This window comes from Atlantibacter subterraneus, from assembly GCF_007570865.1.
In the GTDB taxonomy this organism is placed as follows: Bacteria; Pseudomonadota; Gammaproteobacteria; order Enterobacterales; family Enterobacteriaceae; genus Atlantibacter; species Atlantibacter subterraneus.
This window is the reverse complement of sequence record NZ_VLPS01000009.1, coordinates 268156-293023: the sequence shown is the minus strand read 5'-3', so window position 1 is coordinate 293023 and position 24868 is coordinate 268156. Positions and strand designations below refer to the sequence as shown.

At 55.2% G+C, this 24868-nt stretch carries 27 protein-coding genes; 8 read left to right on the top strand and 19 right to left on the bottom strand.

Going from position 1 to position 24868, the window contains the following annotated elements:
• Positions 1-5: 5 nt before the first annotated feature.
• The 3 genes from potC to potA are packed head-to-tail and all read right to left on the bottom strand — an operon-like array spanning position 6 to position 2774.
• On the bottom strand, positions 6-800 hold the full coding sequence (potC, locus tag FND52_RS18470) for a spermidine/putrescine ABC transporter permease PotC (RefSeq protein WP_144132547.1): 795 nt from the start codon (positions 798-800) through the stop codon (positions 6-8).
• Positions 797-1654 carry a spermidine/putrescine ABC transporter permease PotB gene (gene potB / locus FND52_RS18465; RefSeq protein WP_125291986.1) on the bottom strand — a complete coding sequence of 286 codons (858 nt, stop codon included), beginning with the start codon at positions 1652-1654 and terminating at the stop codon, positions 797-799. The genes potC and potB overlap by 4 nt, the downstream gene beginning before the upstream one ends.
• On the bottom strand, positions 1638-2774 hold the full coding sequence (gene potA / locus FND52_RS18460; RefSeq protein WP_125291987.1) for a spermidine/putrescine ABC transporter ATP-binding protein PotA: 1137 nt from the start codon (positions 2772-2774) through the stop codon (positions 1638-1640). Before potA ends, potB begins: the two co-directional genes overlap by 17 nt.
• A gap of 309 nt (positions 2775-3083) precedes the next feature.
• On the opposite strand from potA, the gene pepT reads away from it, so the two are divergent.
• Positions 3084-4307, top strand: coding sequence for a peptidase T (gene pepT, locus FND52_RS18455; RefSeq protein ID WP_125291988.1), 1224 nt, complete (start codon positions 3084-3086; stop codon positions 4305-4307).
• A gap of 49 nt (positions 4308-4356) precedes the next feature.
• On the opposite strand, the gene FND52_RS18450 is transcribed toward pepT, so the two are convergent.
• The 9 genes from FND52_RS18450 to rluE form a co-directional block, all read right to left on the bottom strand.
• On the bottom strand, positions 4357-5478 hold the full coding sequence (locus tag FND52_RS18450) for a ribosomal protein uL16 3-hydroxylase (protein WP_125291989.1): 1122 nt from the start codon (positions 5476-5478) through the stop codon (positions 4357-4359).
• A 64-nt stretch (positions 5479-5542) separates the two neighbouring features.
• On the bottom strand, positions 5543-7030 hold the full coding sequence (gene phoQ / locus FND52_RS18445) for a two-component system sensor histidine kinase PhoQ (RefSeq protein ID WP_144132545.1): 1488 nt from the start codon (positions 7028-7030) through the stop codon (positions 5543-5545).
• Positions 7027-7701 carry a two-component system response regulator PhoP gene (gene phoP / locus FND52_RS18440; RefSeq protein ID WP_125291991.1) on the bottom strand — a complete coding sequence of 225 codons (675 nt, stop codon included), beginning with the start codon at positions 7699-7701 and terminating at the stop codon, positions 7027-7029. Before phoP ends, phoQ begins: the two co-directional genes overlap by 4 nt.
• A gap of 85 nt (positions 7702-7786) precedes the next feature.
• Positions 7787-8710, bottom strand: a complete 924-nt coding sequence (locus tag FND52_RS18435) for a DUF7916 family protein (RefSeq protein WP_125291992.1) — start codon at positions 8708-8710, stop codon at positions 7787-7789.
• A gap of 102 nt (positions 8711-8812) precedes the next feature.
• A complete protein-coding gene (gene purB, locus FND52_RS18430; protein WP_144132543.1) occupies positions 8813-10183 on the bottom strand; it encodes an adenylosuccinate lyase in 1371 nt (456 codons plus the stop codon).
• Positions 10184-10200: 17 nt separating this feature from the next.
• Positions 10201-10830 carry a high frequency lysogenization protein HflD gene (gene hflD / locus FND52_RS18425; RefSeq protein WP_144132541.1) on the bottom strand — a complete coding sequence of 210 codons (630 nt, stop codon included), beginning with the start codon at positions 10828-10830 and terminating at the stop codon, positions 10201-10203.
• Positions 10831-10891: 61 nt separating this feature from the next.
• Entirely contained in the window at positions 10892-11998 is a 1107-nt protein-coding gene (mnmA, locus tag FND52_RS18420) for a tRNA 2-thiouridine(34) synthase MnmA (protein WP_144132539.1), read from the bottom strand.
• Between the two features lie 54 nt (positions 11999-12052).
• On the bottom strand, positions 12053-12511 hold the full coding sequence (locus FND52_RS18415) for an NUDIX hydrolase (protein WP_144132537.1): 459 nt from the start codon (positions 12509-12511) through the stop codon (positions 12053-12055).
• Between the two features lie 9 nt (positions 12512-12520).
• Complete coding sequence (rluE, locus tag FND52_RS18410; RefSeq protein ID WP_125291997.1) at positions 12521-13174, bottom strand: 23S rRNA pseudouridine(2457) synthase RluE; 654 nt, start codon at positions 13172-13174, stop codon at positions 12521-12523.
• Between the two features lie 116 nt (positions 13175-13290).
• Here rluE and icd point away from each other — a divergent pair, with 116 nt between their 5' ends.
• Positions 13291-14541, top strand: a complete 1251-nt coding sequence (gene icd / locus FND52_RS18405) for an NADP-dependent isocitrate dehydrogenase (RefSeq protein ID WP_125291998.1) — start codon at positions 13291-13293, stop codon at positions 14539-14541.
• 50 nt (positions 14542-14591) lie between these two features.
• On the opposite strand, the gene FND52_RS18400 is transcribed toward icd, so the two are convergent.
• On the bottom strand, positions 14592-14780 hold the full coding sequence (locus FND52_RS18400; protein WP_244290589.1) for a hypothetical protein: 189 nt from the start codon (positions 14778-14780) through the stop codon (positions 14592-14594).
• 161 nt (positions 14781-14941) lie between these two features.
• Here FND52_RS18400 and FND52_RS18395 point away from each other — a divergent pair, with 161 nt between their 5' ends.
• On the top strand, positions 14942-15187 hold the full coding sequence (locus tag FND52_RS18395; protein ID WP_125292000.1) for a hypothetical protein: 246 nt from the start codon (positions 14942-14944) through the stop codon (positions 15185-15187).
• Between the two features lie 162 nt (positions 15188-15349).
• Here the strand turns inward: FND52_RS18395 and FND52_RS18390 are convergent, their stop codons facing one another.
• Positions 15350-15589 (bottom strand): DinI family protein, encoded by a 240-nt coding sequence (locus FND52_RS18390; protein ID WP_125292001.1) that lies wholly within the window; start codon positions 15587-15589, stop codon positions 15350-15352.
• 405 nt (positions 15590-15994) lie between these two features.
• On the opposite strand from FND52_RS18390, the gene FND52_RS18385 reads away from it, so the two are divergent.
• On the top strand, positions 15995-16237 hold the full coding sequence (locus FND52_RS18385) for a hypothetical protein (RefSeq protein WP_125292002.1): 243 nt from the start codon (positions 15995-15997) through the stop codon (positions 16235-16237).
• A 186-nt stretch (positions 16238-16423) separates the two neighbouring features.
• Positions 16424-16693 carry a hypothetical protein gene (locus tag FND52_RS18380; RefSeq protein ID WP_125292003.1) on the top strand — a complete coding sequence of 90 codons (270 nt, stop codon included), beginning with the start codon at positions 16424-16426 and terminating at the stop codon, positions 16691-16693.
• Positions 16694-16743: 50 nt separating this feature from the next.
• Here FND52_RS18380 and FND52_RS18375 read toward each other — a convergent pair whose 3' ends face one another.
• Positions 16744-17094: a DUF488 domain-containing protein gene (locus FND52_RS18375; RefSeq protein ID WP_144132533.1), complete on the bottom strand. Its 351-nt coding sequence runs from the start codon at positions 17092-17094 to the stop codon at positions 16744-16746.
• Positions 17095-17350: 256 nt separating this feature from the next.
• Between FND52_RS18375 and FND52_RS18370 the strand changes: the two genes are divergently transcribed.
• Positions 17351-18058, top strand: a complete 708-nt coding sequence (locus FND52_RS18370; protein WP_125292005.1) for a CTP synthase C-terminal region-related (seleno)protein — start codon at positions 17351-17353, stop codon at positions 18056-18058.
• A 1-nt stretch (position 18059) separates the two neighbouring features.
• Here the strand turns inward: FND52_RS18370 and FND52_RS18365 are convergent, their stop codons facing one another.
• Positions 18060-19244: an MFS transporter gene (locus FND52_RS18365; RefSeq protein ID WP_144132531.1), complete on the bottom strand. Its 1185-nt coding sequence runs from the start codon at positions 19242-19244 to the stop codon at positions 18060-18062.
• A 100-nt stretch (positions 19245-19344) separates the two neighbouring features.
• On the opposite strand from FND52_RS18365, the gene FND52_RS18360 reads away from it, so the two are divergent.
• Positions 19345-20115, top strand: a complete 771-nt coding sequence (locus FND52_RS18360; RefSeq protein ID WP_125292007.1) for an AraC family transcriptional regulator — start codon at positions 19345-19347, stop codon at positions 20113-20115.
• 5 nt (positions 20116-20120) lie between these two features.
• Here the strand turns inward: FND52_RS18360 and FND52_RS18355 are convergent, their stop codons facing one another.
• A complete protein-coding gene (locus FND52_RS18355) occupies positions 20121-20567 on the bottom strand; it encodes a DUF441 domain-containing protein (RefSeq protein ID WP_002433851.1) in 447 nt (148 codons plus the stop codon).
• 60 nt (positions 20568-20627) lie between these two features.
• A complete protein-coding gene (locus tag FND52_RS18350) occupies positions 20628-21128 on the bottom strand; it encodes a YbaK/prolyl-tRNA synthetase associated domain-containing protein (protein ID WP_144132529.1) in 501 nt (166 codons plus the stop codon).
• 173 nt (positions 21129-21301) lie between these two features.
• Here FND52_RS18350 and lysM point away from each other — a divergent pair, with 173 nt between their 5' ends.
• The gene (gene lysM, locus FND52_RS18345) at positions 21302-21745 is read left to right on the top strand and encodes a peptidoglycan-binding protein LysM (protein WP_125292009.1); all 444 of its coding nucleotides are present in this window, start codon (positions 21302-21304) and stop codon (positions 21743-21745) included.
• A gap of 45 nt (positions 21746-21790) precedes the next feature.
• Here the strand turns inward: lysM and FND52_RS18340 are convergent, their stop codons facing one another.
• The gene (locus FND52_RS18340; protein ID WP_144132527.1) at positions 21791-24424 is read right to left on the bottom strand and encodes an autotransporter family protein; all 2634 of its coding nucleotides are present in this window, start codon (positions 24422-24424) and stop codon (positions 21791-21793) included.
• Positions 24425-24868 lie beyond the last annotated feature (444 nt).

Here is a 24868-nt window from a genome sequence, read left to right as displayed (position 1 = left end):
TTTATTTAGCCTGACGAACGAGCCAGACTTTTGGTTTTATCGCGTGCGATCAGCTGGCTGGCGATCACCAACACCAGCGACAGCATCAGCAGAATGGTGGCCAGGGCGTTAACTTCCGGAGAAACGCCGACTTTCACCATGGAGTAGATCTTCAACGGCAAAATTTCATAGCTTGGGCCGGTAACGAATGACGACACGACCACGTCATCCATCGACAGGGTAAAGCTCAGCACCCATCCTGCGGCGACGGCGGGCATCGCCAGCGGCAGAATTATTTTGCGCAGGATAGTGATCTCCCCGGCACCCAGATCCCGGGCGGCTTCCAGCATTCGCACGTCAAAGCCTTTCAGGCGCGAATAGACCGTCACCACCACAAACGGCAGGCAGAAGGTGATATGGGAAAACAGCAGCGACCAGAAGCCGAGCTGGATGCCGAGCAGCATAAACAGCACCAGCAGTGAAATCGCCATCACAATATCCGGAGACATCATCACCACAAACAGCATTCCGCTGACGAACGGCTTGCCGCTGAACCGGTAGCGGTAGAGCGCTACGGCGGTCAGGGAGCCGATCAGCGTGGCAAACGTCGCCGAGAAAATCGCCATGGTCAGGGAGTGTTTCGCCGCCTGTAACAGGCTGTCGTTATTCATCAGCAGGCTATACCAGTTGGTGGTAAAACCCTGCCAGTTGATCCCGAAGCGCGCGCTGTTAAAGGAGTTGACGATCAAAATGATGATCGGGATATACAGATACGCGTAAATGGCGGTCATAAAGCCGCCACGCAGGAGGCGGCCGATCATTCCAGATCCCCTTTCTTGTTCAGTAACCGCGCGGCGCGCCAGTAAACCAGCAGCATCAGGCCCATCACCACTGTCAGGGTGACGCTGGTGGCCGAGCCGAACGGCCAGTCGCGGATATTCAGGAACTGGCTCTTTATTACGTTACCGATCAGCAGGTTTTTCGCGCCGCCCATCAGGTCAGAAACGTAAAACAGGCCCATCGCCGGTAGCATCACCAGCAGGCAGCCGGCGATGATACCCGGCATGGTCAGCGGCACAATAATACGGACAAAGGTCTGAAGTTTACTGGCCCCGAGATCCCGCGCCGCTTCCAACAGCGGTTTATCGAGCTTCTCAATGCTGGAGTAGAGCGGCATCACCATAAACGGCAGCAGGATATACACCAGCCCGATGATCACCGCGCTGGGGGTGTACATAATGCGCATCGGTGTATCGATGACGCCCAGCCACAGCAGGAACTCATTAAGGTAGCCCTTGGTGCTGAGAAAAATCTTTAAGCCGTAGATGCGGATCAGCGAATTGGTCCAGAAAGGCACAATCAGCAAAAACAGCAGCAGCGGCCGCACTTTTTCCGGCAGTCGCGCCAGAAACCAGGCGAAGGGATAGCCCAACGCCAGACAGGCTACGGTAGCGATCAGCGCCATATTCAGCGAGTGCAGCAGCACCTGGAAGTAGAGCGGGTCGAGCAGACGCGCATAGTTATCCAGCGTAAAGACCAGGCTGACGAAGTTAGCATCGTCGCGGGTCAAAAAGCTGGTGCCGATGATCATCAGGTTGGGCAAAAAGACAAATATCAGCAGCCAACCGACGATAGTGGCGATCACCACATTCTGGAATTTACGCGTGCTCTTCATCAGCCAGCACAACCTCCCAACTCTCAACCCAGTTCACCGCCATCTTCTGGTCCAGCGAGTGGTCAAAGTCCGGGTCGTCCTCGTTAAAGAACTCGCTGACCATCACCATTTTGCCGTTTTCCAGCTCGACCACCGATTCCAGCGTCATGCCTTTGTAGTTGCGCTCGCGCACAAAGCCGATCAGCCCTTCGGCCTCGCTGGCGTCGTTGATCTCTTCGACGCGCAAATCTTCCGGACGCAGCAGTACGTTTAACTGCTGCCCGGCGGTCACCGGGAAATTCACATAGATAAAGCATTCCCGGCCTTCCACGCGGGCGCGAACCCGCTGGTCGTCTACCCGCTCAATCACCGTGGCGTCGAAAATATTGATCTCGCCGATAAAGCTGGCGACAAACAGATTCTTCGGCTCTTCATAGATCTCGCGCGGCGTGCCGTCCTGCTCGATGCGCCCGTCGCGCATTACCACGATGCGATCGGACATGGTCAGCGCCTCTTCCTGATCGTGGGTGACGAACACAAAGGTAATGCCGAGCTTACGCTGGAGCGCTTTCAACTCGTTCTGCATCTGTTTACGCAGTTTGTAATCCAGCGCGGAGAGCGATTCATCCAGTAACAGCAGGCGCGGTTTGTTAACCACCGCGCGGGCGATGGCAACGCGCTGCTGCTGGCCGCCGGAGAGCTGATGAGGTTTTCGGGTGGCAAAACTGTCAAGCTGCACCATCTTTAGCGCGTCCATTACCCTCGGGGTAATCTCGCTCGACGGGGTTTTTTGCATCCGCAGGCCAAACGCCACGTTTTCAAACACGGTCATGTGCGGGAAAAGGGCATAGCTCTGGAAGACGGTATTGACGTGGCGATGCTCGGCGGGAACGTCGGTAATCTCCTGGCCATCAAGAATTATCTGGCCGGAATCCACCGTTTCCAGGCCAGCAATCAGGCGCAGGACGGTGGTTTTACCGCAGCCCGACGGGCCAAGCAGTGTGAGAAATTCACCATTGTTGATGGTCAGGGATAAGTCAGTGATGACATTTTTACCATCAAAACCTTTCTGAATTCCCGCCAGTTGAACCAGCGGCGAAAGCGAACGGGATTGTTTATTCAATTTTTTACGCTGTCCCATAACTAACGCATCGGCAGGTATCGCCGGATGCGGGGTTTGTGATTTACCACCTGGGCTGACACATAAATTAACAAGGGCAGGCATTCTACGGCAAAGCATTGAAATCGCCAATGCTTCATCCGCATTCATACTCCTGCTTACATGGATTTACACTACGCTTTGACAAGGGTTTTGCCACAACTCTGACAAATTGTAACTCAAACCCGCGAGAAGGCTTTTTTTCGCCCCCGAAAGGCTAAAAGTGATGTGGCGCAATATTTGTGTTTTCGGGCTTATTGATAATGTTGTCACAAAAATGAGGGTGGCTGCATGGATAAATTACTTGAACGTTTTTTGCACTATGTCTCGCTGGACACGCAGTCTAAAGCGGGCGTCCGTCAGGTTCCAGGTACCGAAGGGCAGTGGAAGCTGCTGCGTATTCTCAAGACGCAAATGGAAGAGCTGGGGCTGGTAAACGTCACTCTCAGCGAACATGGCACGTTGATGGGCACGCTGCCCTCCAACGTCGATAAAGCCGTGCCGGCGATTGGCTTTATTTCCCATGTCGATACCTCTCCCGATTTCAGCGGTAAAAACGTCAATCCACAAATTCTTGAAAACTATCGCGGTGGCGATATCGCGCTGGGTATTGGCGATGAAGTGCTTTCGCCGGTGATGTTCCCGGTGCTGCACCAACTGCTGGGCCAGACGCTGATCACTACCGACGGGAAAACGCTGCTCGGTGCGGATGATAAAGCGGGCGTGGCGGAAATCATGACCGCGATGGCGGTGCTGAAAGCCAAAAACATTCCCCATGGCGATATCCGCGTGGCGTTCACGCCGGATGAAGAAGTGGGTAAGGGCGCGAAGTTTTTCGATGTCGAACAGTTTAACGCGCAGTGGGCCTATACCGTGGACGGCGGTGGGGTAGGCGAGCTGGAGTTTGAAAACTTCAACGCCGCATCGGTGACCATCAAAATCGTCGGTAACAACGTGCATCCCGGCACGGCTAAGGGCGTGATGGTCAATGCCCTGTCGCTGGCGGCGCGTATTCATGCTGAAGTGCCTGCGGACGAAAGCCCGGAAATGACCGAAGGACAGGAAGGTTTTTATCACCTGCACACCATGAAGGGCAGCGTGGATAAAGCGGAAATGCACTATATCATCCGCGATTTTGACCGCAGTAAGTTTGAAGCGCGCAAACGCAAGATGATGGAGATCGCCAAAAAGGTCGGCAAAGGGCTGCACCCGGATTGCTATATCGAACTGGTGATCGAAGACAGCTACTACAATATGCGCGACAAAGTGGCGGAGCATCCGCATATCATCGAAATCGCCCAGCAGGCGATGCGGGACTGCGATATCGAACCGCTAATGAAGCCGATTCGCGGCGGCACTGACGGCGCACAGCTGTCGTTCAAGGGATTGCCGTGTCCTAACCTGTTTACCGGCGGGTATAACTATCACGGCAAGCATGAGTTCGTGACGCTGGAAGGAATGGAGAAGGCGGTGGCGGTGATTGTGCGTATTGCCGAGCTGACCGCGCAGCGCTGATTACGACAGGTAAATAGCAAGGCAGGTGGCGATCACCTGCCTTTTTAATTTAGTCAGAAAAATACCAATAGCCGCTGTTGACCAGCGCCGCCAGCATCGCCAGGAATGACGGATCTTCCAGCGCGTCGCCCAGTTTGTCGGCATTGACCACGATATTATTCGCCAGCGCGTTCAGGGCCGGGCGGTGAGGGCTGTTGATCCTCTCACCGTTGACGAACACCTCTTCGCCGATGCGCAGCACCCGCAGGCCGCCGAGGCGCACCAGCGAATCGCCCTGTTTCAGCGCGTCGTATACTTCGTCCGGCTGGTATGGCGGCTCCGCCGGGGCCACGTCCAGCTCGTGGCGCGACTGGGTAATAAACTCGCCAAACCACTGGTTAAAGTGCTCAGGTTGGTTGATCAGATCGAGCATCATACCGCGCAGTTTATCCAGCTCCTGCGGCTGAATATCCGCCGGGTACTGGCGCGTCGGTACGTCTGGATCGGTATAGCGCTGGCTGCCCAGTTCGCGTTGCAGCACGTAATCAGCGAAACCGCTGATCAATTCACGGCCACTCGGCGCGCGGAACCCCACCGAATAATTCATTGAGTTTTCCAGCGAATAGCCTTCGTGCGGGAATCCCGGCGGGATATACAGAATGTCGCCTGGCTCCAGCTCTTCATCAATGATCGCCTCGAACGGATCGACCTGCAGCAAATCCGGATGCGGGCAGTGCTGCTTGAGCGGCGTTTTTTCACCCACGCGCCAGCGGCGGCGGCCCACACCCTGGATAATAAACACATCGTACTGGTCAAGGTGTGGGCCAACGCCGCCGCCCGGTACTGAGAAAGAAATCATCAAATCGTCGGTGCGCCAGTCGGGCAGGGCGCGGAACGGGCGCATCAGCGCCGCGGTGGGTTCATGCCAGTGGTTGACGGCCTGCACCAGCAGCGACCAGTTACTTTCACCGAGGTGATCGTAGCTTTCAAATGGGCCGTGGCTAACCTGCCATTTGCCGTCAAGATGGCTGACCAGCCGGCTATCCACTTCGTTTTCCATGGCCAGACCCGCCAGTTCGTCCGGGGAGAGGGGGTCGATAAAGTTTTTAAAGCCGCGTTTTAACACCACCGGGCGCTTCTGCCAGTGGTGCTGAATAAAATCGGGCCAGTTTAAATCAAGTTGATAGTCCATATTATTTTCCGTCGGCATAGAACCTTAGCGGAGTATAACGCGGGGCATCCCCTCTGCATGACCTTTATGACGTTTTTTGCGCGTTACCGCCGCTCTCTGCGCTATTTATGTCCTGCCGGGCAAAAATCACTTCCATGCGCGCGCCGCCGAGCAGGCTTTCGCCGGGAATAATCTGGCCGCCATACTGCTCAACGATCTCCCGCGCTACCGACAACCCCACTCCCTGACCGGGACGCAACGTGTCTACCCGCTGGCCGCGATCGAAGATCAGCGAGCGCTTGCTGAGCGGGATGCCGGGACCGTCGTCGTCGACGAACAGGTGCAGCGCGTCATCGGTTTGCCGGGTGGTGATCTCGACAAACTCCAGGCAATATTTGCAGGCGTTATCCAGCACGTTGCCCATGACTTCCATAAAGTCATTCTGCTCGCCCATAAACATGGTTTCCGGGGAGATATCCAGCGTGATGGTGACCCCCTTGCGCTGATAAACCTTATTCAACGCCGATGTCAGGTTATCCAGCAGCGGGGCCACGGAGTGCAGTTCGCGGCTCATCAGCACGTTGCCGCCGCGCATGCTGGCACGGTGCAGGTAATAGCCGATCTGCTGGGAAATGCGGCTGATTTGCTCCAGCATTACCGGCTCAGCCTGGCTGACGGTCATCTTATCGGTACGCAGCGATCGCAGGGTGCTTTGCAGCACCGCCAGCGGCGTTTTCAGGCTGTGGGTGAGATCGGTCAGCGTGGTGCGGTATTTGTCATAGCGCTCGCGCTCGCTGGTTAACAGGCGGTTAAGGTTGGTTACCAGGCTGGTGAGTTCGCGGGTGGTTTCAGGGTTGAGATGTTCACGGTGATGTTCTTCCAGCTCGCGCACCTCGCGGGCCAGCGACTGAATAGGCCGCAGGCTCCACCACGCCGCCAGCCACAGCAGCGGGATCACCAGCAGCAGGTTGGCGATCAGTACATAGACAAACCAGCTCCACACCATATACGAACGCTTGAGTTCGATGGGAATGGTATCCACCACCACAATGGTCAGCGCGGGCATCAGTTCGGTAGCCGGGTACTGATTCACCGCCACCGAATGGGTCATCTCATAGTTATCATCGTCGTCGCGAAATTCACGCAGCTGTTTTTGCAGGGTTAAATCGGTGCCCAGCAGCGCGCTACTGGCGGAAAAATCGGTTTCCAGCTCATGAAAGCCGTTAGCCGTCAGCCATTCCGGGCGGATCGCTTTGACTAACAGCGGCACGTCACGCTGCACCCACAGCAGGTGCCCGCGCTCGTCATAAATCATCGCCATGGTTGGGCTTTGCAGGTTGAGGTTTTCCGGGATCTCAACGCTGATTTTGCCGTTTTGCCACTTTGCCAGGGTGTAGAACAGATTGCTCTCGCCGCGCAGCAGCCGGAAGGTGGTCTTATCAAAACTGACGCTGTAGCCCACCAGCGCCACCATGCCGTAAGCCAGCGACAGCACCAGCACCACGGCGGCGGTCGCCAGCAGGAAGCGCACCCGCAGCGAGAGAGGGAAAAGGTGCCTCAGGAGTTTTTTCATGGACGCAGATCGAAGCGGTAACCCTGGCCGCGCACGGTGGTAATCACATCAACCGGATGTTCGGCGAGGATTTTTTTGCGCAGACGGCCCATCAGCACATCAATCGTGTGGCTCTCGCGCAGCTCCGCGTCGGGGTAAAGTTGCAGCATCAGCGAATCCTTGCTCACCACTTTGCCGTTATTGCGGATAAGCGTTTCCATGATGGTGTATTCAAATGCGGTGAGCTTCACCGGGGTGTCATTGATGGAAAACTCCCGGCGCGACAGGTCGAGCTGAAACGGCGGCATCGTGATCACCTGCGAGGCCAGGCCGCTGTTGCGCCGGAGAAGTACCTGAATCCGCGCCACCACTTCTTCAATATGAAAGGGCTTGGTGACGTAGTCATCCGCACCCGCGCCCAGCACTTCGACTTTGTCCTGCCAGCCTTCGCGCGCCGTCAGCACCAGCACCGGGATGGTCACGTCATGGCCGCGCCAGCGACGGATCAGCGATAAACCATCTTCGTCAGGCAGGCCGAGATCGACAATGGCAATGTCCGGCACATGCTCATTAAGAAAATAGTCCGCTTCTTTGGCATCCTCGGCGGCATCGACCTGATGCCCCAGTTCCGTTAACTGCACCTTGAGATGGTGACGCAGCAGGGCATTATCTTCGACAACCAGTACGCGCATGTTTAACCCTCATCAGGAATCTGTTTCATAGTGTAACGCCAATTATCGGCAGCGGGTGTTAAACCAGGTTTAAACACCCTGATTGCTAACGGTTAATTGAGCGTGCCATGCGGCTGTAGGTGTGGCGAACGCCGCGAATGGCGACGCTGTAGGTGAAAATATTCTCCGGCAGCGCCAGCCCGGCATAGCCGGTATCGCCAATATGATGAATATCGGCTCCGGCCATCTTACTCATTAGCGCCATTTGGCGAATCGTTTCGCGGTCAGCGCCTTCCTGAGAGGTGCCGATAGCGGTCATCGCCAGCGCACCGCGCTGGTGGGTGAAGTCGATCAGCGCGGCAACGCGCTCCACGGTCATGCCCGGAATGGTGCCGGGGGCCGGGACCAGCACCACGTCCGCGCCGTTATCGATAAACAGCGCGATATCCTGTTCGGTCAGCAGGGCGCTGCCGCTTTCCCGCACAATGCCCGCGCCGTGCATTTTGCCGGTGATCAGCACCAGCTTATCGCCGACTTGCGCACGGATCAGATTCAGTGATTCGGCAATCGCCTGATTGCTGACGCCGTTATTGGGGTTGCCGGTCAGCACCACGATCCGCGCGCCCATCTCATACAGCTTGCGGGCGTTATCGGCGGTCGCCGCGCGGCCTGGCGTCATCTGCCAGAATTCATCGTGCTGGCTGGCATGGGCCGGATCCACTGCCTCCAGGTTCACGCCAATGACCCGCCCGGTCAGGCGCTGTAGCTCGCGCAATGTCTCCTGCGGGTCAATCCCGGCGGGCAGGCCGTTAATCACCGGCGCAGAGACGTCGAACAGGTTGAGCAGCAGGATATCCGCCCCCTGGCTGGCGGCGAGTTCGGCATTGGTGATGTTGTTCAACAGCGGGGGGATCGCGCCGATACACTCGCTGACCAGGATACGGCCTTCACTGGCGCGAATGGCGTAAATCAGATCGTCTTTTTCAATGTTCGCCAGATCCGAGGCGCTGCAATCAAGATAACGTTTCATCTTTATTCTCCTGTGGTTTTCTTTACGCTACCCCAGCAGCGAATGGCAGGCAAAAAAAACGCCGCCCGAAGGCGGCGTAACTCGCAGATTTTTTGACAAGCCTTATTTCAGCTCGTTTACCATATCCACCGCGCGGCCAATATAGTTTGCCGGGGTCATGGCCTTCAGGCGGGTTTTCTCGTGTTCCGGCAGATCCAGCCCATCGATAAACTGCTTCATGCCTTCGGCATCCACGCGCTTGCCGCGGGTCAGCTCTTTGAGTTTTTCATACGGCTTTTCGATGCCGTAACGGCGCATCACGGTCTGGATCGGCTCTGCCAGCACTTCCCAGTTGTGATCCAGTTCGTCCAGCAGGCGATCCGCATTCACTTCCAGTTTGCTGACGCCCTTCAGGGTGGACTGATAGGCGATCAACGCATAGCCGAGCCCCACGCCCAGGTTGCGCAGCACGGTGGAATCGGTGAGGTCGCGCTGCCAGCGGGATACCGGCAGTTTGCTCGCCAGGTGCTGCAATACCGCGTTGGACAGGCCCAGGTTGCCTTCGGAGTTTTCGAAGTCAATCGGGTTCACTTTATGCGGCATGGTGGACGAGCCGATTTCACCGGCGATGGTTTTCTGCTTGAAGTGGTTCAGGGCGATATAGCCCCACACGTCGCGGTCGAAGTCGATCAGAATGGTGTTGAAACGCGCCACGCAGTCGAACAGTTCCGCGATGTAGTCGTGCGGCTCAATCTGGGTGGTGTACGGGTTCCACTGAATGCCCAGCGAGGTGACAAACTCTTCGCTGAACTGGTGCCAGTCCACTTCCGGGTAGGCGGCGATATGGGCGTTGTAGTTGCCCACCGCGCCGTTGATTTTGCCGAGGATTTCCACCTGCTCGAGCTGGCGGTACTGGCGCTCCATACGGTACGCCACGTTAGCCATCTCTTTGCCCATGGTGGAGGGGGTTGCCGGCTGGCCGTGGGTGCGCGACAGCAGCGGCAGATCGCGGTACTCGTGCGCCAGCGCTTTCACGGCATCGATCACCTGGCGCCAGTACGGCAGCAGCACGTCCTGACGGGCGGTTTGCAGCATCAGCGCGTGCGACAGGTTATTGATGTCTTCCGAGGTGCAGGCGAAGTGGATAAACTCAGACACCGCATGCAGCGCCGGGACGTCCGCCACTTTCTCTTTCAGGAAATATTCCACCGCTTTCACATCGTGATTGGTGGTGCGTTCGATAGTTTTAATGCGCGAGGCATCGGCTTCATTAAACTGCGCCACGATCGCATCAAGGAAATCGTTTGCGTCTGCGTCAAAAGCAGGAACTTCCTTGATCGCTGCGTGCGCGGCCAATTTTTGCAGCCAACGTACTTCGACCTGTACGCGGAATTTCAGCAAACCGAACTCGCTGAAAATAGCGCGCAGAGCGCTGACTTTATCGCCGTAACGTCCATCAATCGGGGATACGGCGGTCAGGGAGGATAATTCCATCAGTGACTCCTGGGAGGTTAACAATGAGCAAGAATTTGTTTCGCCTGACTGGTCAGACGATTACGAGAAAACATTAGTTGCAGGCGGCCACCGCCGACCTGGTGCCACAATACTGCGGCGCGAATACCGGCCAGCAGCGCGGCTCGCACTTTGGCCTGCACCTGCGGGCTTTGCAGCACGGCAGGAGAGCCGGTGACCTGAATGCGCGGGCCTAACGGGCTAACCACGTCGACATAAATGCCCGCCATGGCGCTGAGCAGCGTCTCCGATTCGAGATCGAAATGCTCCAGCTGGCGTTGCAGGCCGTCGATACGGTCTCCTAGGGTTTGCAGCGCCCCTTTGGCGGAGTTGAGTTTGCGCTCCAGCACCATCAGGCTCAGGGTATAACGCGTCAGCTCGGCGTTAAGTCCCTGGCGGTTGTTGGCGTTCAGTACGCCCAACAGGGTTTCCAGCCCCAGCTTCAGGTTCGCTTCGCTGCCGCCGAAGACGCCCAGCGTGGAATCCGGGTTCAGGTCGATAACGCTGTTCAGCGACACGTGCATCGCGTCGCTGTCGCAGTGCCCCTGATGCGCCAGTTGCTGCACCAGACGCGCCGACTGGCAGATGCCTGCCAGCGCCAGGGTGATGTCGTAATAGTTCTTCGCCACGTTAAACCACTCCTTGTATACCCTGTGTCTTCAATTTGGCAGCGTTATCGGCTGCATCCGATTAAACCGGCAACGGCAAGCGTTGCTCAATGATCCCGCCGCCAAGGCAGATTTCATCCTGGTAAAACACCGCTGACTGGCCCGGCGTGACCGCCGCGACCGGTTCGTCAAAACGCACTTCGATGCGTTCATCATCCAGTGGGACGATAGTGCAGGAGATATCGGTCTGGCGGTAACGGGTTTTCACCGTGCAGCGCACGGTTTCGCGAACCGGCTCGCGGTCCACCCAGTGCAGTTGCTGGGCGATCAGGCCAACCGACATCAGACGCGGGTGGTCATGCCCCTGGGCGACGATCAGAATATTATTGGCCACGTCTTTATCCACCACGTACCACGGATCTTCGCTGCCCTCTTTGGTGCCGCCGATGCCTAAGCCTTTGCGCTGGCCCAGGGTGTGGTACATCAGACCCTGATGTTCGCCAATCTCATCGCCGTCAACGGTGATGATTTTACCCGGCTGGGCAGGAAGATAGCGGCCTAAAAACTCGCGGAATTTGCGCTCGCCGATAAAGCAGATGCCGGTAGAGTCTTTTTTCTTCGCGGTGATCAGATCGAGTTCTTCGGCGATGCGGCGCACTTCCGGTTTTTCCAGTTCACCCACCGGGAACAGGCTCTGGGCGATTTGCTCGTGGCCCAGGGTGTACAGGAAGTAGCTCTGGTCTTTATTGCCGTCGATGCCGCGCAGCAAACGGCTTTTGCCGTCGATATCGGCGCGGCGCACATAGTGGCCGGTGGCGATGTAATCCGCGCCCAGGTCTTCGGCGGCAAATTCCAGGAAGGCTTTAAATTTGATTTCTTTATTGCACAGGATATCCGGGTTTGGCGTGCGGCCCGCTTTGTATTCGGCGAGGAAGTGCTCGAACACGTTATCCCAGTATTCCGCGGCGAAATTCACGGTATGCAGCACAATGCCGAGCTTATCGCACACGGCCTGGGCATCCGCTAAATCGGCGGCTGCGGTGCAGTACTCCTCGCCGTCGTCCTCTTCCCAGTTCTTCATGAACAGGCCTTCTACGCGATAGCCCTGCTTCAGCAGCAGGTAAGCAGAAACCGAGGAATCGACACCGCCGGACATCCCGACGATCACTTTTTTTGGGCTTTCAGACATGGAAGTACTCACGACAAAAATCTAAGGCGGCGTATTCTAGCACGCAGTTACGGCTTAGGCATCCCTTGTAAACGGCCAGTTAAACTCGCCGACCACCTCAAGCGGGTAGCGCACCCCGGTCTGGTAGCTGCGAATGCTCTCCGCCACCAGCGGCGAGCGCAAATGCGCGGCGTTGAGGATTTCCTCAGCGGTGACCCAGACACAGCGTTCAATATCGCTGTCATGGGGGGCAGTGGGCAGTGGCTCATCCAGATCGATGGCGAACAGGAAACGCAGGAACGGCGTCTTATCCGGGGCAATCCACTGATGCATACGCACAAACGTCTGCGGCTGCGCACTGATGCCGGTCTCTTCCCACAGCTCGCGCGCGGCGGCTTCTACCAGGGTTTCATCCGCTTCCAGGTGCCCGGCGGGCTGGTTCCACGTCACCTTGCCGTGAACCGTTTCCTCAACCACCAAAAACTTCCCCTGCGCCTGTACCACACAGGCGACCGTAACATGCGGTTTAAACATTCTGACTCCTTAAAGCGGAACGGCGCGCCATTCGCCGTTGGCAAGATTCTCAAGCGTGTACTCGCCCATAGCATAGCGAATCAGGCGCAGAGTAGGGTGACCGACGTGCGCGGTCATGCGCCGCACCTGGCGATTGCGGCCTTCATAAAGGGTGATTTTTAACCAGCAGGTGGGGATCGATTTACGCTCGCGGATGGGTGGGTTACGCGGCCACAGCCAGCCGGGTTCATCGACCCGCTCTACGCCAGCGGGCAGCGTCGGCCCGTCGTTTAGCGTGACGCCATGACGCAGCGCGTCAATCGCGGCGGCATCCGGTTCACCCTCCACCTGCACATAGTAGATTTTCCCGGTGCGTTTACCGGGCTGGGTGAGTTGCGCCTGTAGCGCGCCATCGTTGGTCAGCACCAGCAAGCCTTCGCTGTCGCGGTCAAGACGGCCTGCGGCATAGACGCCCTGCACCGGAATATAGTCCTTCAGCGTGCTGCGACCGGCTTCATCCGTAAACTGCGGCAGCACATCGTAAGGTTTGTTAAACAGGATCAATTGCTTCGGCCCGGCGAATTTAGGTTTGCGTGGAGCCTTGCGCGGGCTGAATCGCTCAAGCTGGTGATTTCTAAAAGAAGTTTTTGGCATAGTGTTTTCAGACGAGACAGATTCACGCATTATAACGTAATCATAAGGGCATAGCATGGGACAAAACATTCAGGTAGTATTGACCCGCCTATTACAAATCATTAACAAAAATGCGTATCCACCCTGAGCGCTCGAAGGAGAGGTGAATGGAAAGCAAAGTAGTAGTTCCGGCTGAAGGTAAAAAGATCACGTTAGAAAACGGCAAACTGACTGTGCCGAACAATCCGGTAATCCCGTTCATTGAAGGTGACGGTATCGGTGTTGACGTGACCCCGGCGATGCTGAAAGTGGTTGATGCCGCTGTTGAGAAAGCCTACAAGGGCGAGCGAAAAATTTCCTGGATGGAAATCTACACGGGCGAGAAATCTACCCAGCTTTATGGTCAGGACGTGTGGCTGCCGAAAGAAACTCTCGATCTGATTCGTGATTACCGCGTGGCAATTAAAGGCCCACTGACTACGCCGGTTGGCGGCGGCATCCGTTCTCTGAACGTGGCTCTGCGTCAGGAACTGGACCTGTACGTGTGCCTGCGCCCGGTGCGTTACTACCAGGGCACCCCGAGCCCGGTAAAACACCCGGAACTGACCGACATGGTGATCTTCCGTGAAAACTCTGAAGACATCTATGCTGGTATCGAGTGGAAAGCCGACAGCGCTGAAGCCGATAAAGTGATCAAATTCCTGCGCGATGAGATGGGCGTGAAGAAAATTCGCTTCCCTGAGCATTGCGGTATCGGCATCAAGCCGTGCTCTGAAGAAGGCACCAAACGCCTGGTACGCGCGGCTATCGAGTACGCGATCACCAATGACCGTGAGTCTGTGACTCTGGTGCATAAAGGCAACATCATGAAGTTCACCGAAGGCGCGTTTAAAGACTGGGGCTACCAGCTGGCGCGCGAAGAGTTCGGCGGCGAACTGATCGACGGCGGCCCGTGGGTGAAAATTAAGAACCCGAACAGCGGTAAAGAAATCATCGTTAAAGACGTGATTGCCGATGCGTTCCTCCAGCAGATCCTGCTGCGTCCGGCTGAGTACGACGTGATTGCCTGTATGAACCTGAACGGCGACTACATTTCTGACGCCCTGGCGGCGCAGGTTGGCGGTATCGGTATCGCGCCTGGCGCGAACATTGGCGACGAGTGTGCACTGTTCGAAGCCACCCACGGCACCGCACCGAAATACGCAGGCCAGGATAAAGTGAACCCAGGTTCTATCATCCTGTCCGCTGAAATGATGCTGCGTCATATGGAATGGTTCGAAGCCGCAGACCTGATCGTTAAAGGCATGGAAGGCGCGATTAACGCTAAAACCGTGACTTACGATTTCGAACGCCTGATGGAAGGCGCTAAGCTGCTGAAATGTTCAGAGTTTGGCGACGCGATCATCGCGAACATGTAATCAGTCAACGCTGATGCGGATAAACGGGAGCCTGAGTGCTCCCGTTTTTTTTAATCATCGCCTGCAATGGGATAACCCGCCCGGCGTATCGCCTCTTTACAGTCGTTCACGCCCGCCGCGTAGCCCGCTTCGATTTCACATACCGGGCTGGCGCTGCAAGCGGGCAAATGGATTTGCGCCGATAGTTGCTCAGCCAGCATAGCTATCTGTCGTCTGGCCTGCAGCAGTTCTTGCGCCATACAGACACTCTCCTCCACATGCACCGTATCTCCTGCCGCCAGGGCCGTTAATCGCTCTTGCGTTATGTTATTCATTCCAGGCATCTTTATTGCTAATTATCATTAAGCGTAATCATAGCGGCGGAGTAGAGTAGTGGAGATACCACATAAGGGGGTTAGCGATGGCGGTTTACTATTTCTTTTCAAAAGCGGGCAAGGTCATTGCCGTTGAGCAGTCTGCAGCTGCGGACTGGTTTAATCAGGGGTATCAAAAAGAATTTGAGGAAGTGGAGGCGGCAACGCCGCAAGCCGCGCTAAAACGTTTTCATGACATTCGTGGCGAACAAGATAAAAATTTATGGGCGTTTGCTACCGGTCCGATATATTTTGCTGCTATTGCTCTGCTGGTTTATTTATTTTTTACATAAGGCAAATTAGTGATATTTAATAAATGCGCCTGTCGATTGCTTCCCGCCAAATAATGTTCGATTTTATCCATTGATTGAGCAGGTGCGATCTTTCTGATAATAACAAAACGGGAACCACAGGCTCCCGCCTGATGGCCGGTTAAGCTCCGCTATACGGCGCGATTACTCGGCAACCAGCCACATATCCGATTCGTCGAACATCTCTTCCAGCATCCGGTTTAACTTCTCACGGTCATTTTTGCTGGCATCGCTGTTAAGCCCATTCGCCTGCATGGGTTTGACTCTGACTTCCGCATCAGGAAAAATTCTCTGCACGCGCCGCGTCAGCTCCGCGAGGATGATATCTTGCGCGCCAGGTAAGCCCGCCACGTTGCGCTTGTCATATACCAGTTCGACGAACATAACTACCTCTGTATTACTGTGTGTTTGTACAGTATGTTAGCCGTTAAAACTGCGGGTTACAACAGGCCTGAGCGCAAAAACTGCGCCACAAATCGCACTCTTTATATCGTTAACATTTCTGCAAAATATATTTTCATTGTTTTAAGATTATGGTTTCTTAAAGCAATTATGTGAAAAGTAATTAAAGCGCTATAAGAATATATTTTGTTGGTAACTTATTATTAATTATGAAATATATTCTGCACCTGCCGGGCATTGAAATTTCGTTTAAGTGAATATTTTAAAAAGCCTTTCAGGTAAATCCTAATTATGAATACTAATAAAAAATACAACTAAGGATTGGCTAGTGGGAACGGATAAGCAGTGCTATTCTCGGATAAACATACAAGTCATAAGGGAATAAAAATGAACAGTGATAATGATTTTCCTGTATTTCCCGTCATCGGTTGGCAGGTAGGACCAAAATCGGATCAAAACGTTTTGGTATTTAAAATTGGCTACTGCACTTCATCCTACAATCTGAATGCCACGACCTTTGATTCACCTTTTTTTTCAATGACGCCTTCTATGGCTAAAAGCCTGATTTACGATCTGCAGCGCTATGTCGACCATTGTGAAGAAAACGAATTCCAAAAAATCGCCATTTAATACGGTCTCTTACGGGAAGACGCTTCGCTTCCCGTTCGTCCGTTAAACCCATCTTTTGAAGCCCACGCTACGCTTGCCCCTTATCTGAACCTCTACGCTTCGATAACCAAAAATCTTTTTACCGCACAGCAAAAAAACCAGCCTGTGCTTATACTTATAACAGGCGATGTCCTCAGGAGAATAAAAATGATTTGGATGGAAGAAGGGCTGTATGTGCGTATTCACGAGTTAGAAAATGGCCCGCGACCGTTTCCGCTGCAAAGTGGATTTAATGCTGAAACCGCCTACCGTGCCCTTGGCTGCTTCAATGCGTCAGAGTCGTCAGATGCGTTCTATATTTTATCGAACGATCGGAATGAGATTTGGTTTATCTGCAACCGGCATTTACGAACGGTGGCAATCAATAATGCCAGCAAAGATCTGCGCTATCCCCTGGAAAAAATCACCGCTCATTGAGCGTCATTCCCAGCCGCCCGGCCTCACCGCCGGGCAAATGGTCTGAAAGATTAACGCGCTATTTCATTTAATACGTCAGCCAATACCCGTGCATGGTTCTGTGTAGTGTTCTTCGCGGCATAAAGTAAGGTGACGTTGCCCGCGCGGGCGCGCTCTGCCACTCTATGCAGCGCATCCTGTTGCGCCATTAATTCTTCGCGGTACTGGCGGGTAAACTCGCTGAAATCAATAGCCTCGCTGTGAAACGCCTTACGCAACTCATTGGAAGGAGCCAATGTTTTGTTCCATTCGTCATGCACTAAATCGCTTTTTTTAATCCCCCTGGGCCATAACCGATCCACCAGAATCCGGTAGCCGTCTTGCTTAAGGGCGTCGTCATAAACGCGTTTACAGGTAATCATGAACTCTCCTTTTCCTGCTTAATAACCCGCCTCGCTATTTCGGCGTAAACGAAGCGTTTAGGGATAAGCCTGGGCAAGCCTTAACTCTCAGCGCACCGCTGCTGACCATCATTTTGATTCCATTAGGCTATTTTATGGCGCGTTGATGAAAGGCACAATTCTGGCAACTGCAATAATTTGGTATTGTAAAATCAATAAGCTATCTGTAATGTGAGGGTCCTTGTGTAGTTCTCCTCCTCCTTGCACAGGATTTCTTATGGACACTTTCCCTCTCACAACCACACTGCGCATCGCTTTAGTTGGCGATTACAACGCTTCGGTTTTGGCGCATAAAGCCATTCCTTTAGCGATTGACGATGCGGCCGCCGTGTTGAACATTGATGTCGATTATGACTGGCTACACACCACTGAGGTCAAAAGCAGTGAAGACCTGGTGGGTTACGACGCAATTTGGCTAGTGCCAGCCAGCCCTTACCAAAACGAACAGGGCGCACTGTTAACCATTCGCTATGCCCGGGAAAACAGTATCCCGTTTCTGGGTACCTGCGGCGGATTCCAGCATGCCATCGTTGAGTATGCACGAAATGTGATGGGCTGGGACGATGCCGCCCATGCGGAAACCGCGCAGCAGGGAAGAATGGTTATCGCTCCGTTGGCCTGCTCGCTGGTGGAAAAAACCGACACTATTGAATTGCGTCCCCACACCCTGATTGCTAAAGCCTATGGCAAAACAGAGATCGTCGAAGGCTATCACTGCAACTATGGGATTGCTGAAGAATTCGCCCAGGCACTGGCGGACCAGCCGCTGAAAGTGACCGGCTGGGATGACGACGGTGCCGTCCGCGCAGTGGAACTGGTAACGCATCCCTTTTTCGTCGCCACGCTGTTTCAGCATGAGCGTGCAGCGCTGGTAGGTAAACCCGCGCCGCTGGTGCAGGCACTGCTGCTCGCCGCGAAACCCTGACCTAATGCGGGCTGATTTCACCTTTACGGCCCGCCAATCCGCCCGCCAGCGCCATCGCCAGGGAGATCAGCGCCACAGCCAGCAGCGGTAAACCCCAGCCGCCGGTGATGTCGTGTATTTTCCCGATTCCCGGTGGTCCGCAGGCGGCCAGTAAATATCCCACCGATTGAGCCATGCCGGACAGCGCAGCAGCCTGATGTGCTGAACCCGATCGCAGACCGATAAACGTCAGGCCCAGTATCATCGTCGCGCCCGAGCCGAGGCCAAAAATCACTACCCACAGGCTGGCAAATCCCGGCATCAGCCACAGCCCCAGCGCGCTCAACGCGCACAGCAATGAGACCAGAACCGCGATCCCCCGCTGATCCTTCAGCCGGTGCAGCAACAGCGGCACTAAAATCCCCGGCGCGGCGGTGGCTAACTGGAGCAAGCCGTGCAGAGAGCCGGCATGGGCTTCGCTGTAGCCGTGGCTGATAAGAATCGACGGCAACCAGCCGATGACCACGTAATAGACCAGCGAATTTAGCCCCAAAAACAGCGTCACCTGCCAGGCCCGCGCCGATTTCCATAATGATTGCTGACGCAACGCGCCCGAGCCGGTCACGCTGGCCATTACGCTACGGCGACACTGAGGTAACCACACCAGCAGGGCGAGCAGCGGGAAAATCATCACGCTTAACAGCGCGCCGCGCCAGCCGAAACCGGCATCGGCCACCGGCACCACCAGCGCGGAACCCAGCGCCGCTGCGGTCCCCATGATTAACGAATAGCCACCCGTCAGCCGTGCCACCTGGCCGGGAAAATCGCGTTTAATCAGCCCCGGCAGTAGCACATTGCCCAGCGCGATGGCGCAGCCAATCAGCGCTGTGCCGCTGAACAGCCACACGCTGCCCTCCACGGAGCGTAACGCGATGCCGAAGCACATCAGCAGCATTGCCCCGGCAAGGCTTCTCTCCATGCCGTAGCGCCGGGCGATGCCCGCCACCAGCGGCGAAACGACCGCAAACGCCAGCAGCGGCAGGGTGGTTAGCAGACCGGTCTGGGCCGTGGTGAGCGCGTAGCTGGCGCGGATCATATCCAGCAGCGGTGCCGCGCCGGTAAAGCTGACGCGCAGGGTAGCGGCGATCGCCAGCAGACCGCCAGTCATCAGCAGCATCTGGCCGCGTGATGGTGTGGAAATTGTCATAGTTATCTCTTAGAGCCTGAGGAGGCGTAAAGATTAACGGGTATGCCGGGACAATGAATCAAGCTAAAATGCCAAATTATCGCTAAATTCGGACAACATCATGGAACAGTCTTTAAACCTCGACGGCTATCATCCTGATGACCATGATGACGCCGCAGTGTCTTTTCACGTTCGCGTCACGGCCCACGAACAGGAAATCCCGCTGCACCATCATCGCAAAGGCCAGTTAATCCTGGCGCTGCACGGCGGCATTACCTGCGAGGTGGCGGAAGCGGTGTGGATGGTTCCGCCGCAGTACGCAGTATGGATACCCGGTGCGATGCCGCATCACAATCGCGCGACGGCTAATGCCCGGCTGTGCTTTTTATTTATCGAGCCTGGCGCGGTGGCGATGCCGGAACAGTGCTGCACGCTGAAGGTAACGCCGTTTGTCCGTGAACTGATTGTAAAACTGGCAGCGTGCCGCGAACGTAGCGACAGACGCGACCGGCTGGTTCAGGTGCTGTTTGACGAACTGCCAGATCTGCACGTAGAACCGCTGCGGTTGCCGGTTTCAGCGCACCCGAAGATCCGCACCATGGTGGACTTTATGGCCGCGCACCCTCAGCAAAACCGCACCCTCGCGCAGTGGGCCACGCAGTTAGCCATGAGCGAGCGTAATTTATCGCGCCTGATCGTCAGGGAAACCGGCCTGAATTACCGGCGCTGGCGTCAGCAGCTCCAGCTTATTCAGGCATTGCAGATGCTGGTGGATGGGATGAACGTTCAGCAAGTGGCCCATGGGTTGGGCTACGACTCTACCACCGCGTTTATTACCATGTTCAAAAAGGGGCTGGGCCAGACCCCTGGACGCTATCTCGAGTCGCTGTAGCGGCGCTACTGTTTGCCGATCAGCAGCGACACCAGCCCGGCGGCGATCAGCGGCCCCACCGGTACGCCGCGAAACAGCGCCACGCCCAGCACCGTGCCCACCAGCAGCCCGGCGACCAGCGTCGGCTGGCTGCTCATTAGCGTCACGCCGCGCCCGCCCAGCCAGGAGACAAAAACCCCCACCGCAATCGCGACCAGCGACTTCCAGTTGAGAAATGAGTGGAACAGGGTGGAGGGCGGCAGGGTACCGCTGGCAATCGGGGCCATCACGCCGATGGTTAAAATAATAATCCCGATGGTCAGGCCCTGTTTCTCAATCCACGGAAAGAACTGGTTCAGTGGGGTAACGCGCACAATAATTAGCACCAGGATAGAGACCGCCACCGTGGTGTTATGGCTAACAAACCCCAGCGCGGCCAGCGCCAGCAAGATCAGCAACGTCATGTCGAACATCAAAAACTCCTTGCCAGAAAGTATCGGTACTGCGCCGTTTTAATTGTTATCGGTGTGCCGTTATTCCTGACGATGAAAATCAATCAGCGTCGGGGCGGCGATCCGTAAATAGTCCTGAGTATTCATAATGACCGAATGGGTGAGCAGCCCGGCGTTAAAGGCAATTTCATCAAAGCGCTCGAACAGCAGCGGATCGGCAACCAGTTTGAGATCGGGATGGAAGCTAAACGGCGGGATGGCACCAAATTCGCAGCCGGTGAGCGTATCCACCTCTACCGGGCTGGCCAGCGAGGCCCGCAATCCGCCCAGCGCGACGGCGAGTTTGGTTAAATCTGCCTGTTTATCTGCGGCGATAATGGCAAGTACGTGCTGGCGCACTCCGTTGCCTTTAACGTGGCACACCAGCGCTTTCGCGCCCTGGCCCAGCGCCGTGCCGCGAATTTCTGACACCGCCTCGCATTTGCCGACCGCCTGGTGCTCCATGACCCGAAACGTCGCATTTTGTTGATCCAGCAGGGCGACGAGCTGCTGGTGAACGGCATGGCCTTTGGTCTGTGACATCTTTGATCCTTCAGATATAAAACAGCCTTATAGTTGCGCAGTTTACGATACTGACGACAGGGCGACTTTGCAACGCCGGAACCCGTGAACCGACGAGAGAAATCTGATTATCCTGGTCAGTTCGGTCCCGCTTTGCCAGGCTTACAGAGCACTTCTCAACAGGAGGAATAACCATGGGTTTATTTGATTTTGTCAAAGACGCAGGTGAGAAACTCTGGGATGCCCTGAAAGGGGACGATCACGACCAGGGTAGCAAGGTAGAGGAACATCTGAAAAAGACCGGCGTGCCGGGTGCAGATAAAGTTAGCGTCAAAGTAGAAAACGGCAAGGCGATAGTCAGTGGCGACGGCCTGACCCAGGAGCAGAAAGAAAAAATCCAGGTTGCGGTCGGTAACGTCAAAGGGATCGGCAGCGTAGAAAACAACGTGACTGCCAACGATACTCGTGAAGAGGCGACCTATTACACGGTGAAATCCGGCGATACCCTGAGCGCCATTTCAAAACAGGTTTATGGCGACCCGAATAAATACAACGCTATTTTCGAAGCTAACAAGCCCATGCTCACTCATCCGGATAAAATTTATCCCGGCCAGGTGCTGATCATTCCGAAGCAGTAATAAAACAGGCAAACCCACGCGGGTGGGTTTGCCTGACAAGTTAGATTAAAACGCGTAACGCACTTTCAGACTCACGCTCTGGCTGGTGAAGTCGGAACGCTGCTGGGCGTCATACTGTACGGTGCCATCCAGCACATCGGTAAACTTCGCCGTGACGCCCACACCTGCCGTCGCAATCCACGGGCTCTGCTCCATACCGCGATAGGTGAATGGCGTATCCGGAGTGCCAACGAAGTGCGCCCGCGTGGTCGAACGATCGTTAATGGTGTCATACCCAACGCCCGCCTGGGCATGGACGTTCACCACCTGCGAAAGCTGTAACCCTACTTTGGCTTTGGTCGAAACGATCAGCGCGTCCAGCGTGTTGCCGTCGACATTCAGACTGGCGTCACCGGCACCGCTTTCGCGATAGCCTTTATCTTTCACGCGATAATAATCGGTGCGCAGCATCGGGGTCAGCGACCATTTATCCGCCGGGTAGAAGGTGCTTTGTAACCCGAGACCCGCCTGGAAGGTATGGCTGTCGTAATCCGAACGCACTACGCCGCTGTAGGTCTGCTCATCAGTCGCCGGATTGGTAATGGACAGATAGCGGTTGCCCTCGGTTTTGTTACGGCCCAGCCCCGTTTGCCAGGTGAGGGCGGTATCCGGTGTGAAATCGAAACTGCCGTAGGCCAGCAGGTTCCAGCTTTCGATTTGTGCATCATGGCGAACATCGCTGGAATCGTCATTCACGTCGGTACGACTGACGCCAAACGCCAGACCGGCGCGGATTTGCTCATGAAGCGGCACATCGGTCCCGATGGCGATGCCCCGGGTATCGGCCTGGTAACCCGTCACACCATCGCGCTGCGTCTGGTGATCCCAACGCCCAACCGGGCGGATCCACAGATATTTCTCCGGGTTGAATTCATTGTACTGACCAACGGTGCGGATCGCCTCCTGACGTGAGCCGACGATATCGCCAAATGCCTGCAGATTGTTGAGCTCGATATATGCCATGCTGCCGAACATCAGCGGCGACAGCTGGTTAATGGTGCGTGTCATCTGGGCAGCGGTAGCCGAGGAAGTGACGGCGCAGAGCGCGCTGGTTAACGCAGTATTACACTGTAGCGCGCTGCTGGATGGCGTGATTAGCGTCGGGCCATTGCCTGCGTCGCCGCCGCCAGTGCCACCGCCAGTACCGCCACCAGTACCACCTCCAGTGCCGCCACCAGTACCACCGCCAGTGCCACTATCCGGGGGAGTAGTATTGTTATTGGCAATAAGGGTATCCAGCGATGTGGCGATGCCGGTTAAGTGGGGCGACCCGGTCTGGGTCACGGCGGCGCGGGTATTATCAATGCCCGTATCGATAATCCGCAGCGAGTAACTGGTGCCGGTCAGTTCCTGAGTAAACTGATAGCGTGTGGAGTCATCAACCACCGAAGTGGGTTGGCCGACAATACTGGACGCGGTCACGACATCGCTCAGTACATCGCCATTGGCGAAGCTGGTGCTGCCTCGTGTCATTACCACCGTATTGCCGTTGAGTACGGCAGTGCCTGAGGCCTGAAGTTGCCCGTAGTTGCTGGTGTTATCGGCCTGGAGTGCCAGAATGCCGCCGCTGGATTGCACGTAGTCACGCACCTGCGAAGGCTGATTACTGTTAAGCAAATCGAACAGGCCGCTGTTGCTCATGCTAGTGCCTGGTGCGTTAACCCGGCCAATAATAATGCGCTGGTTATCGATACCGCTAACGACGCTGCTGGTCGGGCTTACGGCAATGGCGTCGCCGCTGATGGAGCCAATAATGCCCTGGTTAGTAAGCTGAGAAATCTGACTATTACCGTCAGCCACAATACCGCCAAGACCGCCGACGATAATACCGCTGTTCAGAATCTGCTGTGCGGAGGCTTCATCACCAAGGTAAACGCCATAGATTTCAGTGCTGATAATGCCCTGGTTAGTAATGGTTGCGCTGGTGCCGCTGGATAATGTAATACCGTTGCCGCCCTCGGACAGGAGCTGCCCGCCAGCGTTGTTAATAATGGTGGCGTTAGTTGAGCTTGCCAGATTAATAGCATCGCTGTTCTCGCCCGTGGTATTAATCGTGCCGCTATTGGTAAAGCTATTATTGGCGCCGTTCTCATCGGAAATACCGTGTGACTCCGGGCCTGAAGTCGTGATCAGACCTTCATTTCCCACAAAAACGCCGCGGCCAGCGCCAATCAAAATGCCATTTCCCAGACTGCCTTGAGTGGTAATGGTACCCCGGTTCGACAGCAAACTGTCTCGCAGCTCGGTCACATGAATGCCATTTGACTGGCTGGATGACGCGGTAATTGAACCCTGGTTATCCACCAGGATCCCGGCGGTTGAAGAGATATAAATCCCGTCATTGAAAAATCCGCTGGTGGTGATAGACCCCTGATTCGTTAATCGTCCATTGAGTGAACGAAAATTCACGGCCGGTATTTCCGCCGTTGCGGAAGAGAGCTGGCTGGTATTATCCAGAATAAGAGTAAGGCGATCGTTGATGGAATAATCAAGATTATTACTTTCAGGTCCGCTACAGGTCACTGTGACATCCGCAGCGGAGTCTGGATTACAGGCGGCATAGGCGGCGGAAGGCATAAGTACACCTATTCCGCTCGTCACGCTGGTGATAATTAACAGTCTCCGCCAGGGATTTTTCATAGCTGCCACTCCTTTATAATCATTTCGCTATTTTTAAAATTAATAATGATGGATATCAGGTGAATTTAGGGTGCGGTTTAACCTGAGCTATTCAGAGGGAATGCCCTGGTTGAAATAAAAGTGAAATCTTCCCGGATAGATTGCGCACAGGAGAGACAAAACTGGCAAGACGATGGGTAATTATTTGTCTGAATTCCATTCTTTTTCAAGCACTTTCTGCGCCTAAAGCATGGTTAGCTAGCGAATAATGTGTAATTTATTGAAAAGGTTATCAAATGGTTAAGCATGTGCGGGGATATTTACAATACAACTTTCGGGTGAAAAAAATAGCGTGCTTAGTTGTTGAGGTTAATACGCAGTGGCAGGGGAGAATAGAGATTGAAATAGCCCCTTGATTAAGGCGTAAGAAAGGAATGCCACACCGATTTCGGCATTATAATAAAA

What these genes read in the sequence shown, in the direction of transcription:
- FND52_RS18385 (WP_125292002.1), top strand. Translation starts at nt 15,995, where the DNA reads ATGAACAGTGATAATGATTTTCCTGTATTTCCCGTCATCGGTTGGCAG.
- purB (WP_144132543.1), bottom strand. Translation starts at nt 10,183, where the DNA reads ATGGAATTATCCTCCCTGACCGCCGTATCCCCGATTGATGGACGTTAC.
- FND52_RS18450 (WP_125291989.1), bottom strand. Translation starts at nt 5,478, where the DNA reads ATGGACTATCAACTTGATTTAAACTGGCCCGATTTTATTCAGCACCAC.
- icd (WP_125291998.1), top strand. Translation starts at nt 13,291, where the DNA reads ATGGAAAGCAAAGTAGTAGTTCCGGCTGAAGGTAAAAAGATCACGTTA.
- potA (WP_125291987.1), bottom strand. Translation starts at nt 2,774, where the DNA reads ATGGGACAGCGTAAAAAATTGAATAAACAATCCCGTTCGCTTTCGCCG.
- FND52_RS18435 (WP_125291992.1), bottom strand. Translation starts at nt 8,710, where the DNA reads ATGAAACGTTATCTTGATTGCAGCGCCTCGGATCTGGCGAACATTGAA.
- potC (WP_144132547.1), bottom strand. Translation starts at nt 800, where the DNA reads ATGATCGGCCGCCTCCTGCGTGGCGGCTTTATGACCGCCATTTACGCG.
- FND52_RS18400 (WP_244290589.1), bottom strand. Translation starts at nt 14,780, where the DNA reads ATGGCGCAAGAACTGCTGCAGGCCAGACGACAGATAGCTATGCTGGCT.
- FND52_RS18415 (WP_144132537.1), bottom strand. Translation starts at nt 12,511, where the DNA reads ATGTTTAAACCGCATGTTACGGTCGCCTGTGTGGTACAGGCGCAGGGG.
- FND52_RS18350 (WP_144132529.1), bottom strand. Translation starts at nt 21,128, where the DNA reads ATGTCACAGACCAAAGGCCATGCCGTTCACCAGCAGCTCGTCGCCCTG.
- rluE (WP_125291997.1), bottom strand. Translation starts at nt 13,174, where the DNA reads ATGCGTGAATCTGTCTCGTCTGAAAACACTATGCCAAAAACTTCTTTT.
- mnmA (WP_144132539.1), bottom strand. Translation starts at nt 11,998, where the DNA reads ATGTCTGAAAGCCCAAAAAAAGTGATCGTCGGGATGTCCGGCGGTGTC.
- pepT (WP_125291988.1), top strand. Translation starts at nt 3,084, where the DNA reads ATGGATAAATTACTTGAACGTTTTTTGCACTATGTCTCGCTGGACACG.
- phoP (WP_125291991.1), bottom strand. Translation starts at nt 7,701, where the DNA reads ATGCGCGTACTGGTTGTCGAAGATAATGCCCTGCTGCGTCACCATCTC.
- FND52_RS18390 (WP_125292001.1), bottom strand. Translation starts at nt 15,589, where the DNA reads ATGTTCGTCGAACTGGTATATGACAAGCGCAACGTGGCGGGCTTACCT.
- FND52_RS18375 (WP_144132533.1), bottom strand. Translation starts at nt 17,094, where the DNA reads ATGATTACCTGTAAACGCGTTTATGACGACGCCCTTAAGCAAGACGGC.
- potB (WP_125291986.1), bottom strand. Translation starts at nt 1,654, where the DNA reads ATGAAGAGCACGCGTAAATTCCAGAATGTGGTGATCGCCACTATCGTC.
- FND52_RS18365 (WP_144132531.1), bottom strand. Translation starts at nt 19,244, where the DNA reads ATGACAATTTCCACACCATCACGCGGCCAGATGCTGCTGATGACTGGC.
- FND52_RS18340 (WP_144132527.1), bottom strand. Translation starts at nt 24,424, where the DNA reads ATGAAAAATCCCTGGCGGAGACTGTTAATTATCACCAGCGTGACGAGC.
- FND52_RS18370 (WP_125292005.1), top strand. Translation starts at nt 17,351, where the DNA reads ATGGACACTTTCCCTCTCACAACCACACTGCGCATCGCTTTAGTTGGC.
- FND52_RS18360 (WP_125292007.1), top strand. Translation starts at nt 19,345, where the DNA reads ATGGAACAGTCTTTAAACCTCGACGGCTATCATCCTGATGACCATGAT.
- phoQ (WP_144132545.1), bottom strand. Translation starts at nt 7,030, where the DNA reads ATGAAAAAACTCCTGAGGCACCTTTTCCCTCTCTCGCTGCGGGTGCGC.
- FND52_RS18380 (WP_125292003.1), top strand. Translation starts at nt 16,424, where the DNA reads ATGATTTGGATGGAAGAAGGGCTGTATGTGCGTATTCACGAGTTAGAA.
- lysM (WP_125292009.1), top strand. Translation starts at nt 21,302, where the DNA reads ATGGGTTTATTTGATTTTGTCAAAGACGCAGGTGAGAAACTCTGGGAT.
- FND52_RS18355 (WP_002433851.1), bottom strand. Translation starts at nt 20,567, where the DNA reads ATGTTCGACATGACGTTGCTGATCTTGCTGGCGCTGGCCGCGCTGGGG.
- FND52_RS18395 (WP_125292000.1), top strand. Translation starts at nt 14,942, where the DNA reads ATGGCGGTTTACTATTTCTTTTCAAAAGCGGGCAAGGTCATTGCCGTT.